The organism is Streptomyces sp. NPDC104106 (assembly GCF_055584345.1).
In genome coordinates this window covers 210,575-225,191 of sequence record NZ_JBVJMF010000003.1, presented here as the reverse complement: position 1 = coordinate 225,191, position 14,617 = coordinate 210,575, and the positions used below count along the sequence as shown (strand labels likewise).

At 75.6% G+C, this 14,617-nt stretch carries 13 protein-coding genes and 1 pseudogene; 7 read left to right on the top strand and 7 right to left on the bottom strand.

All coding sequences use genetic code 11. From position 1 onward, the window contains the following. Positions 1-160: 160 nt before the first annotated feature. The 5 genes from ACZ60X_RS08365 to ACZ60X_RS08345 all read right to left on the bottom strand — a co-directional run bounded on the left by ACZ60X_RS08365 (position 161) and on the right by ACZ60X_RS08345 (position 5,589). Positions 161-781: a phosphatase PAP2 family protein gene (locus ACZ60X_RS08365; RefSeq protein WP_469594936.1), complete on the bottom strand. Its 621-nt coding sequence runs from the start codon at positions 779-781 to the stop codon at positions 161-163. Positions 782-944: 163 nt separating this feature from the next. Continuing rightward, positions 945-1,937: an NADPH:quinone reductase gene (locus ACZ60X_RS08360; RefSeq protein WP_469594933.1), complete on the bottom strand. Its 993-nt coding sequence runs from the start codon at positions 1,935-1,937 to the stop codon at positions 945-947. A gap of 33 nt (positions 1,938-1,970) precedes the next feature. Beyond that, a complete protein-coding gene (locus ACZ60X_RS08355) occupies positions 1,971-3,188 on the bottom strand; it encodes an MFS transporter (RefSeq protein WP_469594931.1) in 1,218 nt (405 codons plus the stop codon). Continuing rightward, entirely contained in the window at positions 3,185-3,952 is a 768-nt protein-coding gene (locus ACZ60X_RS08350) for a GntR family transcriptional regulator (RefSeq protein WP_469594929.1), read from the bottom strand. Before ACZ60X_RS08350 ends, ACZ60X_RS08355 begins: the two co-directional genes overlap by 4 nt. Positions 3,953-4,395: 443 nt before the next feature. Next, positions 4,396-5,589: an acyl-CoA dehydrogenase family protein gene (locus ACZ60X_RS08345; protein ID WP_469594923.1), complete on the bottom strand. Its 1,194-nt coding sequence runs from the start codon at positions 5,587-5,589 to the stop codon at positions 4,396-4,398. Positions 5,590-5,782: 193 nt separating this feature from the next. Between ACZ60X_RS08345 and ACZ60X_RS08340 the strand changes: the two are divergent. Both ACZ60X_RS08340 and ACZ60X_RS08335 read left to right on the top strand, forming a co-directional pair. Then, a pseudogene (locus ACZ60X_RS08340) lies at positions 5,783-6,444 on the top strand (rhodanese-like domain-containing protein). Between the two features lie 107 nt (positions 6,445-6,551). After that, positions 6,552-7,838 (top strand): FAD-dependent oxidoreductase, encoded by a 1,287-nt coding sequence (locus ACZ60X_RS08335; protein ID WP_469594921.1) that lies wholly within the window; start codon positions 6,552-6,554, stop codon positions 7,836-7,838. A gap of 24 nt (positions 7,839-7,862) precedes the next feature. Here ACZ60X_RS08335 and ACZ60X_RS08330 read toward each other — a convergent pair whose 3' ends face one another. After that, positions 7,863-8,858, bottom strand: a complete 996-nt coding sequence (locus ACZ60X_RS08330) for a M56 family metallopeptidase (RefSeq protein ID WP_469594918.1) — start codon at positions 8,856-8,858, stop codon at positions 7,863-7,865. 19 nt (positions 8,859-8,877) lie between these two features. Continuing rightward, positions 8,878-9,288: a BlaI/MecI/CopY family transcriptional regulator gene (locus ACZ60X_RS08325; RefSeq protein ID WP_469594916.1), complete on the bottom strand. Its 411-nt coding sequence runs from the start codon at positions 9,286-9,288 to the stop codon at positions 8,878-8,880. 141 nt (positions 9,289-9,429) lie between these two features. Between ACZ60X_RS08325 and ACZ60X_RS08320 the strand changes: the two genes are divergently transcribed. The 5 genes from ACZ60X_RS08320 to ACZ60X_RS08300 all read left to right on the top strand — a co-directional run bounded on the left by ACZ60X_RS08320 (position 9,430) and on the right by ACZ60X_RS08300 (position 14,581). Beyond that, positions 9,430-10,812, top strand: coding sequence for an MGDG synthase family glycosyltransferase (locus ACZ60X_RS08320; RefSeq protein ID WP_469594914.1), 1,383 nt, complete (start codon positions 9,430-9,432; stop codon positions 10,810-10,812). Continuing rightward, entirely contained in the window at positions 10,809-11,606 is a 798-nt protein-coding gene (locus ACZ60X_RS08315; protein ID WP_469594911.1) for a polysaccharide deacetylase family protein, read from the top strand. The genes ACZ60X_RS08320 and ACZ60X_RS08315 overlap by 4 nt, the downstream gene beginning before the upstream one ends. 88 nt (positions 11,607-11,694) lie before the next feature. Further along, positions 11,695-12,366, top strand: coding sequence for a DedA family protein (locus ACZ60X_RS08310; RefSeq protein WP_469594907.1), 672 nt, complete (start codon positions 11,695-11,697; stop codon positions 12,364-12,366). A gap of 205 nt (positions 12,367-12,571) precedes the next feature. Next, a complete protein-coding gene (locus ACZ60X_RS08305) occupies positions 12,572-13,312 on the top strand; it encodes a polysaccharide deacetylase family protein (protein WP_469594904.1) in 741 nt (246 codons plus the stop codon). A gap of 84 nt (positions 13,313-13,396) precedes the next feature. Next, complete coding sequence (locus ACZ60X_RS08300; RefSeq protein WP_469594902.1) at positions 13,397-14,581, top strand: hypothetical protein; 1,185 nt, start codon at positions 13,397-13,399, stop codon at positions 14,579-14,581. The last annotated feature ends 36 nt before the right edge of the window (positions 14,582-14,617 follow it).

Genomic DNA, 14,617 nt, shown 5'->3' with positions numbered 1-14,617 from the left:
CCGGGCGGCGCGGTCGGCACGACCGGCAGCCCCGGGCTGGGCGACGGCACGGTCGTCACGGTGCCGGTGAACGCGGCCCGGTTCGACGCCTACGGCCGGCCCGCCCCGAGCATGGTGTCGCGCCCCGGTCCGGAGCCGGGGCGCAGGGGTCCCGGTCCCGTCACGACGTGAGCAGCGGACGCAGCCGGCCCTCGCGCAGCCGGTCCACGACGGGCGGTGCGAACCGGCGCGCCGCGAGGACCGTGCCGAGGGCGACGACGCTGCCGACCAGGGCCCCCACGGCGACGTCATGCGGGTAGTGGGCGCCGACGTAGACGCGCGAGGCCCCCATCACGACGGCCGCGAGCAGCGCGAGGGAACCGAGCCGCCGGCTCACGAGGAGCAGCGCCACCGCGAAGGCGAAGGCGACGGTCGTGTGGTTGCTGGGGAAGGCGTAGTCGTCGGGGGCCGGACACGCCTCGATGAGGAAGTCGTGCGGCAGCGCCCGGCACGGCCGGGACTCCTGGAAGACGGCCTTGATCCCGCTGTTGACCACATAGGCGAGCACGACGGCGAACGGGGTGGCCAGCACGGCGGCCATCGCGGTGCTGCCCTGCCCCCGCGCCCGCCACCAGGCGACCAGCAGCAGCAGCGCGAAGATGCCGGTGCCGTAGGCGCTGTACGCGGCCGCGGCTCCGTTCAGCCAGTGCGTGTGGCGGGCGAAGTCGGTGACGTCGGTGTACAGGCCGCCGTCTATGGCCGCACCGTCGAGCGCCTGGGCGGTCGGGGAGGAAGTCGTCATCGAGCGGGTCTCCGGGCCGTGGTGCAGGCGCGGCGTGCTCCGGGGAACACGCCGCGACACCGAGTGGACGTACAGATGGCTCACAGACGTCCGGAACATGAACGTCTACAAGTGCGTAGACGCTATCAGGCCGGGATCGGTTCACCCGCGACCCGCTCCGCCGTCAGCCGGCCGGGGCGAGGTCCGGGCGCAGGACCACGCGCCGTCCGTGCAGCTCGCCCCGCTCCAGCCGGGCGTGCGTCGCGGCGGCCGCGCTCAGCGGCAGCGTCTCGGTCCGGCGCGGCCGCAGCACGCCCCGGCGCAGCAGGTCGTTGATGTACGCGGCGGCCTCGGCGAGTTCGTCGGGGGTGGCGTGGGAGATGACGAATCCCACGACGGAGCGGTCGTTCATGTACAGCGCCCCCGCGGGCAGCACGGGCCGGGTGCGGGCACCGGCCAGCAGCACCACTCGGCCGCGCCGGGCGAGCAGTCCGACGGAGGTCTCCAGATCGTTGACGCCCGAGGTGTCCAGGTAGAGGTCGACGCCCGACGGCGCGGCGGCGCGGATCCTGCCGGCCAGGCCGGGATCGCGGTAGTCGTACACCTCGGCGGCGCCCGCCTGCGCGCAGTACGACGCGTCCCGTGCCCCGGCCGTCGCGAGGACCCGGGCGCCGGCCCGCACCGCCATGGTCACCAGGGCGCTGCCGACGTTGCCCGCGGCCCCGGCGACCAGCACCGTCTCGCCCACCCGCAGGCGTCCGTGCACGAACAGCGCGAGATACGCGGTCGCCGCCGGATGGACGACCGCCACGGCGGCGTCGGGGTCGACGCCGTCGGGCAGGTGGTACAGGCGGTGGGCGGCCACCACCGCCAGCTCCGCCGCCGCGCCCTGCCGGCCCCCGTGCCCGAGGCTGTTGCACCACACCCGCTCCCCGAGCCGGAAACCGCTGACGCCGGGGCCCACCTCGGCCACCGTTCCGACCAGGTCGCGGCCGACGACGAAGGGAAAGGACAGCGGCGTCGCGAAGAGGCCCGAGCGGACGAAGGTGTCCACGGGATCGACCACGGTGGCGCTCACCGCCACCAGTACGTCCGTGGGACCCGGCACCGGCGCCGGGATCTCCCCGTAGCGGATGACGTCGGGGGGACCCGGTTCCTGAATGTACGCAGCACGCATGGCACCACATCGTCCCACCTCGGCCCGTCCGGCTCAGCTCGCGCGCCGCAGGACGAGGCAGCTCAGCGTCATGCCCGCCGCGCCGATGCACAGGGTCGCCGCCGCTCCCCACAGCGCGCCGCAGACCCCGCCCAGCAGGCCCCCCAGCGGAATGCCGCCCCAGGAGACGAACCGTGCCGTCGCGTTCATCCGCCCGAGGAGCCGGTCGGGGGTGAGGGCCTGCTGGAGGCTCGACTGCGCCACCACGCGGACGACTCCGCCGAAGGACAGGGCCGCGAGCCCCACCGCCGCGGCGTACAGGCTCCAGCCCGGCCGCGCGGCCGGCAGCAGGGCGGTGAGCGGACAGGTGAGCAGGGGCGCGAGCCAGATGACCCGGCCCCTCCGGAGCCGCCGTGCGAGCGTGCCGGCGACCAGGGCACCCAACAGCGCGCCGCAGCCCATGCCCGACAGCACGAGCCCGACACCCAGGGAACCGAGGCCGATCCCGCGTTCCAGGTGGACCAGGAGCATGGTCTGGTAGAGGACGAGGAAGAGGTTGAACATCGCGTCCCCCGCGATGGTGGCGCGCAGGACCCGGTGCCCGAGAACGAACACCGTCCCCTCCCTGATGTCCCGCCATACGGGCCGGCTCCCGCTCGCCGCCGGCCTCTCCTCGGGTGTGCGGATGCGGAGCGTGAGGAGCCCCGACGCGGCCATTCCGGCCGAACTCGCCAGGAGCGCGGCCGGCGCCCCGGCCCACCCGACCAGCGGTCCCGCGATCGCGGGTCCGCCGATGCCGGTCAGCGAGCGGACGGCCGAGAGCTTGGCGGTCCCTTCGAGAAGGTTCTCCCGGCCCACCAGGTGGGGCAGACAGCTGACGTAGGCGACGTCGAAGAACACGGTCAGCAGCCCGTGCGCCAGGGCCACGGCGCACAACCACCAGATCGTCAGCACACGCGCCCACCACGCCACGGGGACCGCCAGCAGGAGCAGCGCCCGCGCCAGGTCGGCGCCGATCATCACCGGCCGTTTGCGCACGCGGTCCACCCACGCGCCCGCCGGCAGCCCGATCAGCAGCGAGCCCGCCGTGGTCATCGCGGTCAGCAGCCCGACCTGGAACGCGTCGGCGTCCAGCGCCACGACCGCGACCAGCGGCAGGGCCAGGAAAATGATGCGGTCACCCAGCTGACCGAACGCGGTGGCGGCGAAGAGGCGCCCGACATCGGGATCGCGCAGAAGGCCCGGCCGGGCCGCGGGCCGCCGGCGCGTCACCGGCCGACGCCGAACTCGTAGACGACGGCCCGGCGGGCGTCCGGGATGACGATGTCGGCGGTCTCCACCGGGCGCCCGTCGGTGGCGTAGAGGGTCCGCTCCATCCGCAGGACGAGGTCTCCGGCGCTGATTCCCAGCAGGTGCGCCTGTGCCCGGGTGGCGCGGGCCGGGCGCGGCATCTCGACCACCGTGTCGACGACGATGCCGAGGGAGCGCATGCGCTCCGGCACCCCTTTGCCCGCCAGGGGGCCCGTCTCGGGCAGCGCGATCGGTGTTCCGCCCGTGATCGCCATCGGCTCCCAGGACTCGGAGAGCTGGACGGGGTGGCCGCCGGCGAGGAACTCGTAGTGCGTGGTGACGCAGAGGTCTCCGGGGCGTATGCGCAGCCGCTCGGCGATCGTCTCGGGAGCCGGCACCCGCACCTGGCTGTACGCGTCCCAGGCGTCGGCCCGGCCCCGCTCGCGCGTACCGGCGAACGCTCCCGCGAACAGCGGCGAGCCGCCCCGGCGCTCATGGTGCCGGGAGCGGACCAGCCGCAGCCGCTCGGTCGGTGTGCGCACATAGGTGCCCGAGCCGGCGCGGCCTTCGAGGAGGCCGTCGGCGATCAGCAGGTCCATGGCCCGCCGCACGACGTTGCGCCCGACCCCGTACTCCTCGGCGAGGCGGGCCCGCGACGGCAGTCGCGCGCCGATGTCCCACTCTCCCGACACGACGCGGTCGCGCAACGCGGCGGCCATCGCCAGGTAGGGCGCTTCTCGGGGCATGGGTGACGCTCCGGCTGTGTCGGGGGTCCGGCGGACCGGTTTCCAGGCGGAGTCGAGAAGCTACTGCACCGCGCGAAAGCTGCTGCAGCAGAAGCACGCTCAGCGCGCGCCGGGCGTCTCGTGGCCGGCCGTCGCGAGACACGCGAGCGCCTGCGCCGGGCGCGGGTGTCGAACGAGGGGCGCGTACGGAATGCGCGGATCGTCGCCGTACAGTCCGGCCCAGGCCCCCGGCCGGTGGGCGCCGGGGGCAGCCGCCGTACGACGCGGTGAGCCCCTCCGAGCCGCGCACCGGTCCTCGTCGTGGGGGTGTACCCGCTCGTCGCGGGGCGGCTTCCCGGCCGATGGGGCGGGCGCGCCCGGCGCACCGTACGACGGCCGTGGCGGCGGCGCCAGGGACCGCCCCAGGCCGCGCTGTCGTCCGGGAGAGACGGGGAACCGGCGGATCAGCGCCGGATCCCGGCTCCCTCGGCGCCGAGCGCCCAGGCCCCGAAGGCCGCTCCGGCGGTCTCGAAGTCGAAGATCACGTGGGAGGCGGCGGTGGTGACGTCCCGCCAGAACCGCTGGAGGGGGTCGGAGTCGAAGTGGGCAGAGGTGCCGCCCGACGTGAAGAGCCGGTCGACGGCCGCCACCAGCATGCCGACCGCCAGGGCGAGGTCCCGGGGCCCGCGCACCGCCGCCTCGCCCTCCCGGGCCTGCTCGATGCCGTCGGCGACCCGGGCGGCCCGCTGCATGAGGAGTTCGGCGGCGTCCACCTCGCCGGCCGAGCGGGCCAGCTCGATCTGCACCGGCGGCCTCTCCCGCACCGGGGCGCCGCGCCGGTCGACCCGCCGCATGGTCTGCTCGGCGGCCACGCGCAGCGCTCCCCGCGCGGCACCCAGCACCGGGACGGCGAGGGGCAGGGCGTTCAGGGCGTCCACGGGAACGGTGTGGCAGCGGGCCTCGGAGGCGGTCGCCCGGCCCGCGTTGATGTCGAACCTCGACAGGCTCCGGTGCGCGGGCACGAAGACGTCGTCCAGGACCATGGTGTCGCTGCCGGTCCCGCGCATGCCCAACGTGAACCAGGTGTCCTTCACGGTGATGTCCGCCCGGGGCACCGCGAAGAACCGCACCTCGGGACGCCCGTCGGGACCCGCCTGCCCGTTCGGCACGGCGGAGCAGGCGAAGACCCAGTCCGCGAAGCGCACTCCGCTGATGTACTTCCACTCGCCGCTCAGCCGCCAGCCGCCGGAGTGCGGCTCGGCCCGACCGGCCGGCATGAGCGCGCCCGCCATCAGGGCGTTCGGCCCGTCCGCCCAGATCTCGGCCTGTCCCTCCAGGGGCAGGAAGGCCCCGTAGCGGGCGGCGTACGCGGACAGCGAGGCCGCCCAGGCCGCCGAGGCGCAGCCCTGTCCCACGACGGTGACCGCCGCGGTCATGTCCGTGAAGCGGCCGTCGGCGCCGCCGAAGGCCGCGGGGACGAAGTGCCGGGCGAAGCCGGCCTCCCGCACCGCCTCGACCGCCTCGGGCGCGAGCCGCCGGGCGGCCTCCGTCTCCTCGGCGCACCGCGCCGCGATCTCCGCCACGCGCGGCGCGCCGGCGACGACGTCCGCCACCAGCGGCCGCTCGGCCACGATCGTCGTTGTGCTGTCGCTCAGCATCCTGTTCGCCACCTCCACTGGGATGGCCGCAGTCTCTCCGCCGTGGCCCACGACAGGCGGCACCCGAGCCCGGACCGGCCTGTCGATCACCCGACTGGCTTCACCGCACGCCGCGTGCCGGACGCGCGGGTGCCCCGCGGACTCTCCCACGGGCCACTTTCGCCGATCTCGGCGTGCTCGGCGTGGGCGGCGGATTCCTCGCGGCGCGGCGACGAGCAGCAAAGGATCACATCAGTTCACCGTCATCGACATGCGCACCCCCGGCGAGTACGCCTCCGGCCGTCTGCCCGGGGCCCTGAACATCCCCGTGGACCGGCTGCGGCGCGCGCTGCCCGGGATCCGGCACGCGGCCGAGCGCGGCGGGGTGCTCCTGGCGTGCGCCTCGGGCGCCCGCGCGTTCCTCGCCGGTCAGGGCGTCCCCGCGGCCACGCTGACCGGCGGTACGACCGCCTGGGCCGGCGCCGGTCACGGGCTGGACGGCTCGCGGCCCGCGACACGAGGCCGGGCCGGTCCGTGGAGCGGCGGGTGCGCTTCACCGCCGGCACACGCGTGCTGCTGGGCCTGGTCCTCGGCCTCGCCGTCCACCCGGCCTGCGCGATCCTGGCGGCGGGCGTCGCGGGCGGCCTGGTCTTCTCCGCGCTCACCGACATCCGCGGTATGGCGGGCCTGCTGTCCAGGCTCCCCCCACACACAACCGGCCACGCCCCCGCCCCCCTCGCCGCGAACACCGGGACCCGCAAGGGCCGCCCGGGCTCGCGGCCCGGCGGCAGGGGCGCGCGGCATGGCAATGGGCCCCACACGCTTCGACCATGTTTCGGGCAACGTGCGCCGATTTCACACACCGCCGGCGGATGACAGGTCACACTCGGCAGCGGAGGGGGGACGAGTGCGGCGGCGGTCGCACCGGCCCGACGTGTCGCGCCGCCCCGGGGAAGGCGGCGAGCGGACCAGCAGGGGGATGCATGACGCAGTCGCTTCCGGGTCAACGCCCTGCCGCCGAGCGGGGGTTCACCGGGCGCGCGGGGCTTCCGGTCGTCGTGGTCGGGGCGGGGCCGTACGGGCTGTCGGTGGCCGCGCATCTGCGGGCCGCCGGGGTGCCGGTGCGCGTCTTCGGGGAGGTGATGGGCAGTTGGCGGCACGCCATGGCCACCGGGATGTTCCTGAAGTCGACGCCGGCGGCCACCGATCTGTCCGCCCCCGGACGGGGCGCCCGGCTCGCCGACTTCCGCCGGCTCCAGGGCGAGCCGGAGCTGACCGAGCTGACGCCCATCCCGTGCGACGTGTTCGTGCGCTACGGGCAGTGGTTCCAGAAGAGTCACGTCGGTGACGTGGACCCCGCCCGGGTGGCGTCGCTCGACCGGGACGGGACGGGTACGGCCTTCACGGTCCGGCTGGCGGACGGGCGGGAACTGGCCGCCGGGACCGTCGTCGTGGCCACCGGCCTGAACGGACTGGCCCACGTCCCCGGGGAGTTGCGGGGGCTGGCGCCCGAAGGGCCCGGCATCGGGACCCTGGTGTCGCACACCAGTCACCACACCGACCTCTCGCGCTACGCCGGGCAGCGGGTCGCCGTGATCGGTGGGGGCCAGTCCGCGCTGGAGAGCGCCGCGCTGCTGCACGAGGCCGGCGCCGAGGTGCGGGTGCTGGTCCGGGAGAGCCGGGTGCGGTGGGGGGCGACCCCGGTCCTGTCCCGCCCGTGGCCCCGGCGCCTCGCCCAGCCGGCCTCGCCGCTCGGCACGGGCTGGGTCCTGGCCGCGGTGTGCAGGGCGCCGCACGCCGTACGGCGGTTGCCCGCCTCCGCGCGGCTCCTGCTGTTCCGGCGGGCGCTCGGTCCCTCGGGCGGCTGGTGGCTGCGGGACCGGGTCGAGGGCGTCGTACGCGTGCACACCGCGTGCCGCGTCACGCACGCCGAGGCGACGCCGGGGCCCGCCGTGCGCCTCCACCTGGCCGACCCCGCCGGCGAGGCGGAGCTGACCGTCGACCACGTCCTCGCGGCCACGGGCTACCGGCTCGACCTGGACGCCCTGCCGTTCCTCTCCCCCGCGCTGCGGCGGGACCTGGTGTGCGTGCCGGGGTCCAAGGCTCCCGAGCTGGCGGGCACGCTGGAGTCGTCCGTACCCGGCCTGTACTTCACCGGTTCGCTCGCCGCCCCGGTGTTCGGGCCCATGATGCGGTTCGTCGCCGGGACGGAGTTCGCCGCCACCCGGATCGCCGGGGACACCCTTCGCCGGGTCCGGGCGGCCCGCTGACCGGAGCGGTCGCGCGGGCGGAGGTCATCCGCGCCGCTCCCCCCGCCCGTGGTGCCGGCAGCAGAGGTCGGCGTTCGCCGGGCGCGGCGCGCCGGGGTGCGCGGCCGCCGCGGCGCACTGGGCCCGCTGGGCGTCGTCGACCATCCGGTCGCTGTCGGAGGCGGCGTTGGCGAGGCCCGCGCAGCACATCGTGAGCAGCAGGGCGGCGCCGGCGATGGGCAGGGTGCGGCGGGGCGGCGGCGGGTCGAGCAGGGCCTGGACCCGCTGGGGCACCGCGCCCCCGGTGAGCGCCAGCGCCGGCGGGCTCGACGAGCGGGAGGAGGCGAGGGCGGCCCGCCCCACCGCGCGGGCGACGACCCTGCGGCTGCCGACGTGTGCCGCCGCCTCCTCGTCAGCCCAGCGCTCCAGCACGTAACCGCCCGCGTCGGCCAGGGGCCGCAGCAGTGGGTTGACGGCGGCGGTGAGCCGCCACAGGGTCTGGAACAGATGGTGCCGGCCGCGCAGATGGGCGCGTTCGTGCGCCAGCAGGGCCTCGCGTTCGGCGTCGTCGAGGCAGCGCAGCATGCCTCGCGAGACGACGATGCGGCCGGGCGCGCCGGGCAGCGCGAACGCCTGGGGCGTGTCGGTGTCGACAACGGCGAGTTCGCTTCCGCCGGGCACGCGGGCGCACTCGCGCCGGGCCCACAGCAGGTGACGGGTCTGCCGTACGGCGGCGCGGACGAGGGAGACGAACCCGGCGAGCAGGACGAGCGTGCCGGCCATCGCGACGGTGCGGTGGACCGGGTCCTCGGCCCGCAGCACGGGCACCGACCAGCGCCCCTCCGCCGCCACCTGGGGTATCTGGGCGATCCCGGTGAACGCCAGCAGGGCCAGCGACCCGGTCCAGCCGACGGTGGTCACCACCGCGGTGCAGGCCAGGGTCCAGGCGGCGGGGCGCGGGGCGAGCCGGCGGGCCGGCCGCGGCGCGAGGACGCTCAGCACGGCCGTCACGACGAGCGGGACATAGACGCTGATCAGCACCGGCTCACTTCCCGTCGTCTCAGCGGCCGGCGCCGTCGCGGCCGTCGTGCTCCTCCTGCCCGGACAGCAGCTGCTGGAGCAACTGCTCGTCCTGCGCGGACAGTTCGCAGACGAAGCGGGTCAGTACCGCCTCGCGGTCGGAACCGCCCTCCAGCAGCGACTTCATGCGGTGCGCGGTGTGGGAGGCCTCGTCACGGGCCGGCTCGTAGGCGTAGCCGCGGCCCTCGCGGTGGCGGACGAGGATGCCCTTGTCGTACAGCCGGGACAGGATCGTCAGGACGGTCGTGTAGGCCAGATCGCCGGACAGCCGCTGCAGGACCTGGCGGGCCGTCAGGGGTCCCTCGGCGGACCACAGGGCGGCGAGCACATTGCTCTCCAGTTCGCCGCGCGCCCGTCTGCCGGGGGTGCCGGTGCTCCTGAAGCCGTTCAACGTTCGCCCTTTCGTCGCCTTTCCGCAGGACAGGCTACCCGGACATCTCCTACTAGTTGTAGGAGGTATGCTCCGGGCTTCGAACCGCGAACTACTACAACTTGTAGTCACGCACCCCTCCACCTGCGCAGAGGACAGCCCATGGTCAATCCCGGACGTACGCTGCGAAGGCCCGCGCCCGCGGGCCTCCTGCCGGCGCCCCGCGACGCGGCGACGGTCTCGCGCCGGGTCGCGATCGTCTCGGCGAGCGTCGGCGCCGGACACGACGGTGCCGCCGCCGAGCTGGAGCGCCGCCTGGTCGCGGACGGCTTCGCCGTCGACCGGCACGACCTGCTGGACCTGCTGCCCGCCGGCCTCGGCCGGGTCGTCCGGGACGGCTACCACCGCATGCTGGTCGCCGCCCCCTGGGCCTACCAGCGGATCTACGCCGGCACCGAACGCGCCGACGGCAGCGGTCCCGCGGCCCGGGCCCTGCTGCGCGCCGCCGAGGACCGCGTGCTGCGCGCGCTGCGCCCCGACGTCGGCGCGGTGGTCTCCACCTACCCAGGCGCCAGCCGCGTCCTGGGCGCCCTGCGCCGCACCGGGCGCCTGAGCGTCCCCGTCGTCACGTACCTGACCGACTTCTCCGTGCATCCGCTGTGGGTCGCGGACGGCGTGGACGTCCACCTCGCCGCGCACGCCGTGCCCGCCGCCCAGGCGCGGGCCGCAGGGGCGCGGGACGTCCGGGTGCGCGGGCCGGTCACCGATCCCCGCTTCCGCCCCGGCGACCCGCTCGAACGGGCTCGCGCGCGGGCGCGGTTCGGCCTGCCGGAGCACGCCCCGCTCGCGCTGCTGGTCGCCGGGTCCTGGGGGGTGGGCCCAGTCCGGCAGGTCGCGCGGGAGCTGCGCGACTGCGGGGCCGCGGTACCGGTCGTCGTCTGCGGCCGCAACGAGGCCCTGGCCCGGCAGCTGCGCGCGGACGGCATCGACTACGCCTACGGCTGGGTCGACGACATGCCCGGCCTGATGCACGCGGCGGACGTCCTCGTCCAGAACGCGGGCGGGCTGACCTCCCTGGAGGCGTTCGCCGCGGGCCTGCCCGTGGCCAGCTACCGCTGCATACCGGGCCACGGACCGGCCAACGCCGCCGCCCTGGACGAAGCGGGCGTGGCCGTCTGGATCCAGGACCCGGCCGACCTCGAGGACGCACTCGGCGACCTCACCGCCGGCCCGCTGGGGCAGCGCCAACGCGCCGCCGGCTTCGCGTTGTTCGCGGCACGCCCGGACGACGGTCCCGCGGCCGAGATAGCCCGCCTGCACCATCCCGGCCCGCCGCCCCCGCCGCCGATGCCCGGCCGGCAGCGGCGCCTGCGCAGCCGGCGGCTCGCGGCCACCGGCACCGCGGCCTGCGCCCTGTGGGCGTGCGCCGTCGGCACCGGCGTCGCGACGACGTACGAGGGACCCGCGCTGATGCACTCGCTGAGCCACGGCCTCGACCTGGACCGGCTCACACCCGCTCTCGGCCGGGAGGGGCACCACTCGTGACGACGTCCCGCCCGCTGCGCACCGCCGCGCTGGCCGCCCTGCCCGCCGCCGCCCTCGCCGCGGTCCACTGCGCGCCCGTCGTCTCGACCTTCGGGCCACTGCGCAATCGCACCATGCCCCGCCTGTCCGGCCGGGGCCGCCCGGACCACGTCGCCCTCACCTTCGACGACGGCCCGGACCCGCTGTCCACCCCGTTCTTCCTGCGCCTGCTCGACCGGCGCGGGGTGCGGGCCACCTTCTTCCTGCTCGGCAGCGAGGCGCACCGCTCCCCCGGGGTGGTGCGCGAGATCGCCGCGGCCGGCCACGAGATCGGCGTCCACGGCTGGCGGCACCGGCCGCTGCTGCTGCGCGGCCCGCGCGCGACGTACGACGACTTCGCCCGCGCCCGCGACACGGTCGGCGACATCACCGGCACCCGGCCCACGCTCTTCCGGCCGCCGTACGGGGTCATGTCCACCGCCGCGCACGTGGCGGCCCGGCGCCTCGGGCTCACGCCCGTGCTGTGGACCTGCTGGGGCGAGGACTGGACGGCCCGGGCCACGCCCGAGTCGGTCCACCGGACGGTGAGCGCGGACCTGGACGGCGGCGGCACGATCCTGCTGCACGACTCGGACTGCACCTCGGCCCCCGGCGCCTGGCGCTCGGCACTGGGCGCGGTCCCCCGCATCCTCGACACCTGCGCGGAGCGGGGCTACGAGGTCGGCCCGATCCGCGACCACGGGTGGCCCCGCCCCGGTACGGTGCGCGACGTTCGCCCTGCCGGTACCGGTGCTCCGGACCGCCGCGGCCGTTAGTCACCGGGAACACCGCACGCGTGCCGCTCGTCTACAGTTCACTGAACGTCTACATGTTTGTAGTCACTCTCTTGGAGGCTCGGGGCCTATGACCGCACCACCGACGCACCTCGCCACGCAGCTGGCCGTCAACATCCTGGACGCCCATTCGCTGCTGGCCTCCTTCGGCGTCATCGGCGTCGGGGTGGTGATGTTCGCCGAGACAGGACTGCTCATCGGCTTCTTCCTGCCCGGGGACACGCTGCTGTTCACCGCCGGCCTGCTCTGCACGGGCTCGTCCGACCAGAAACTGCACCTCTCGCTCGGCCCGCTGCTGGTCTCGGCGGCCCTCGGCGCGCTGGTCGGCGCCCAGGTCGGCTATCTCATCGGACGCAGGGCGGGCGGGGCGCTGCTCGCCCACAGCCGCTCCAAGCGGCTGCACGAGGGGGCGCAGCGCGCCGAGGAACTGCTGCAGCGCTACGGCCACGCGAAGGCCGTCGTCCTGGCCCGCTTCGTCCCCGTGGTGCGCACGGTGCTCAACCCGATGGCGGGCGCCCTCGGCGTGCCGGCGCGGACGTTCACCGTCTGGCAGGTGGCCGGCGGCCTGGTGTGGAGCCTCGGTCTCACGCTCGCCGGATACGCGCTCGGTTCCTCGATCCCGAACGTCGACCGCTATCTGCTGCCGCTGGTCGCCCTGATCGTCGTCCTCTCCCTGATCCCGCTGTTCGCCGAGGTCCTGCGCTCCCGCCGGGCGGCCCGTGCGCAGGAGGAGAGGGGCTAGCTGGTGCCCCAACAGGCAACAGCACCGGACTCCGCTCCCTGACGGGCAGACGTTGCCTGCCGGGGCACCAGCCCGGCGGTCCGCCCAGCGGCGCCGGGAGGCCGCCGCGGCCGGCCGTTCTCAGCCTCCTCTCAGCGCCCCCGCGTGAAGCTGGTGACGTACCCGGGGCCGCTGCTCCCGGCCCCCTCGGCGGAAGGAGCAGGGCATGTCCGGCCTCCGTCACGGGCGTCTCCCCGGCGCGCTCGTCACCCTGGCGGCCCTCGCGCTGCCGGTCGGCGGCGCCGTGGGCCCGGCCGCCGCCCCGGCCGCCACCGGGCCGGCCCACGGGATCGACTGCCGGGTCATCCGGTGTGTCGCCCTCACGTTCGACGACGGACCGACCCGGTACACCGCCCCGATCCTGAACACGCTGCACCAGCTGCGTGTCCCGGCCACCTTCTTCCTCATCGGCCCGCACGCGCTGCGCTACCGCGCGGACGTGCTCGCGGAGTACCGGGCCGGGGACGCGATCGGGGACCACACCGTCACCCATCCGCATCTGACCGCTCTCCCGCTCGGCCGGATCGAGGACGAGATCGGGACCGCGGCACGCCAGATCGCCTCCGTCACCGGGCACCGGCCGACACTCCTGCGGCCTCCGTTCGGAGCGTGGAACGCGCGGGTGCGGACGGCGGCCAAGGAGCAGGGCATGGCGGTGATCATGTGGAGCGTCACCGCACGGGACTGGAAGTTCCACGATCCGCCCGTCGTCGAACACCGGGTGCTGGGGCTCGTGCGGCCGGGCTCGATCGTCGTCCTGCACGACCGGTACGCGACCACCCCGCCGACCGTCCCCGTCATCGTCCGCGCGCTTCAGGCCCGCGGCTACCACCTGGTCACCGTCCCCCAACTGTTCGGCGGCACCGCCCGCTTGAGGCCGGGAGTCGTCTACCACCACGGCCCGTGACCGCCACCGGGCAGCACCGCTCCCCGGCTCCGGCGGGCGGAGTCCGGATTGCGGCCTGATGCGCGGCCGCTCATGGTCGAAAGGGTGAGCACGTCCTCCGCGCTGCGGCGACCCGACCGGCCCGGCGGGGCCGGACGTCCGCCGGTGGAGGGTCCGCCGGGTGTCCTGCGGGCCCTCGCCCTGTTCGCCGCCGTCCGGCTGGCCGGCGTCGCCGTGGTGGCGGCGGCCGACCGGCTCGCCGGCCACCCGTTCGGCAGGAGCCTGGTCCACGCCTGGGACTCCGTCTGGTACCTGCACATCGCCGAGCACGGCTACGGCACCCAGGTCCGCATCACCCCGACCGGCGCGGTCCAGACCGACTGGGCGTTCTTCCCCCTGTACCCGGCGCTCATCCGGTGCCTGCGGTATCTGCTGCCCCTCACCACGGCGCAGGCGGGACTGCTGATCGCCTGGAGCTGCGCGCTGCTCGCCGCGTACGGCGTCTACGCGATCGGGCACCGCCTGCACGGCCGGGCGGTCGCCACCGCCCTCGTCGCCCTGTGGGCGGTCCTCCCGCACGCGGTCGTACTGAGCCTCGCCTACACCGAGTCCCTCTTCAGCGCCTGCGCCGCCTGGTCCCTGTACGCCGTGCTGACCGGCCGCTGGCCGGCGGCGGGAGCGCTGGCGCTGGCTGCGGGCCTGTCCCGGCCGAGCGGCATCGCCGTCGCCGTGGCCGTCGCCGTCGCCGCCCTGTACGAGGCCGTACGGCGGCGCGGGCGCGTGCCGGCCGCGCTGTGGGCCGGCGCCGCCCTCGGACCGCTGGGCTGGATCGGTTACGCGCTCTGGGTGGGCGCGCAGACCGGTGACCTGCTGCACGGCTACTTCCGCGTGCAGAGCGCCTGGAAGTCCCAGCTGGACCTCAGCGTCGGCCCGCTGCGCCTGCTGCGCGCGATGCCGGTACAGGGCACCGGAGCGACCTTCCCGATGGCCGTGCTGGTCGTGCTGGCCGGCCTCGTGCTCTTCTGCCTGCTGTGCCGGGAGCGCGCCCCGCTGCCACTGGTGGTGTTCGCGGGGGTCCTGCTCCTGCTGGTGGTCGCGGTGTCCGGCCCCTTCTCGTCCCGGCCGCGCTTTCTGCTCCCTGCGTTCCCCCTGCTCATCCCGGCCGCGCGTGCCCTGGTGACGGCCTGGCACAGCCGCCCGCCCCGCACCCGCCTGCTGTACGGGGCCCTCACCACGGTGTCCCTGCTCTACGGCGCCTACCTGGCCGCCCTCGCTCCCCAGCCGCTGTGATCCGTTCTCTCAGCGTCCTCTCAGCGGGCGCCCGGC

Excerpts from the sequence above, each read along its gene's own strand:
- ACZ60X_RS08310 (WP_469594907.1), top strand. The coding sequence starts at position 11,695 with ATGACCGCACCACCGACGCACCTCGCCACGCAGCTGGCCGTCAACATC.
- ACZ60X_RS08320 (WP_469594914.1), top strand. The coding sequence starts at position 9,430 with ATGGTCAATCCCGGACGTACGCTGCGAAGGCCCGCGCCCGCGGGCCTC.
- ACZ60X_RS08335 (WP_469594921.1), top strand. The coding sequence starts at position 6,552 with ATGACGCAGTCGCTTCCGGGTCAACGCCCTGCCGCCGAGCGGGGGTTC.
- ACZ60X_RS08305 (WP_469594904.1), top strand. The coding sequence starts at position 12,572 with ATGTCCGGCCTCCGTCACGGGCGTCTCCCCGGCGCGCTCGTCACCCTG.
- ACZ60X_RS08365 (WP_469594936.1), bottom strand. The coding sequence starts at position 781 with ATGACGACTTCCTCCCCGACCGCCCAGGCGCTCGACGGTGCGGCCATA.
- ACZ60X_RS08360 (WP_469594933.1), bottom strand. The coding sequence starts at position 1,937 with ATGCGTGCTGCGTACATTCAGGAACCGGGTCCCCCCGACGTCATCCGC.
- ACZ60X_RS08350 (WP_469594929.1), bottom strand. The coding sequence starts at position 3,952 with ATGCCCCGAGAAGCGCCCTACCTGGCGATGGCCGCCGCGTTGCGCGAC.
- ACZ60X_RS08345 (WP_469594923.1), bottom strand. The coding sequence starts at position 5,589 with ATGCTGAGCGACAGCACAACGACGATCGTGGCCGAGCGGCCGCTGGTG.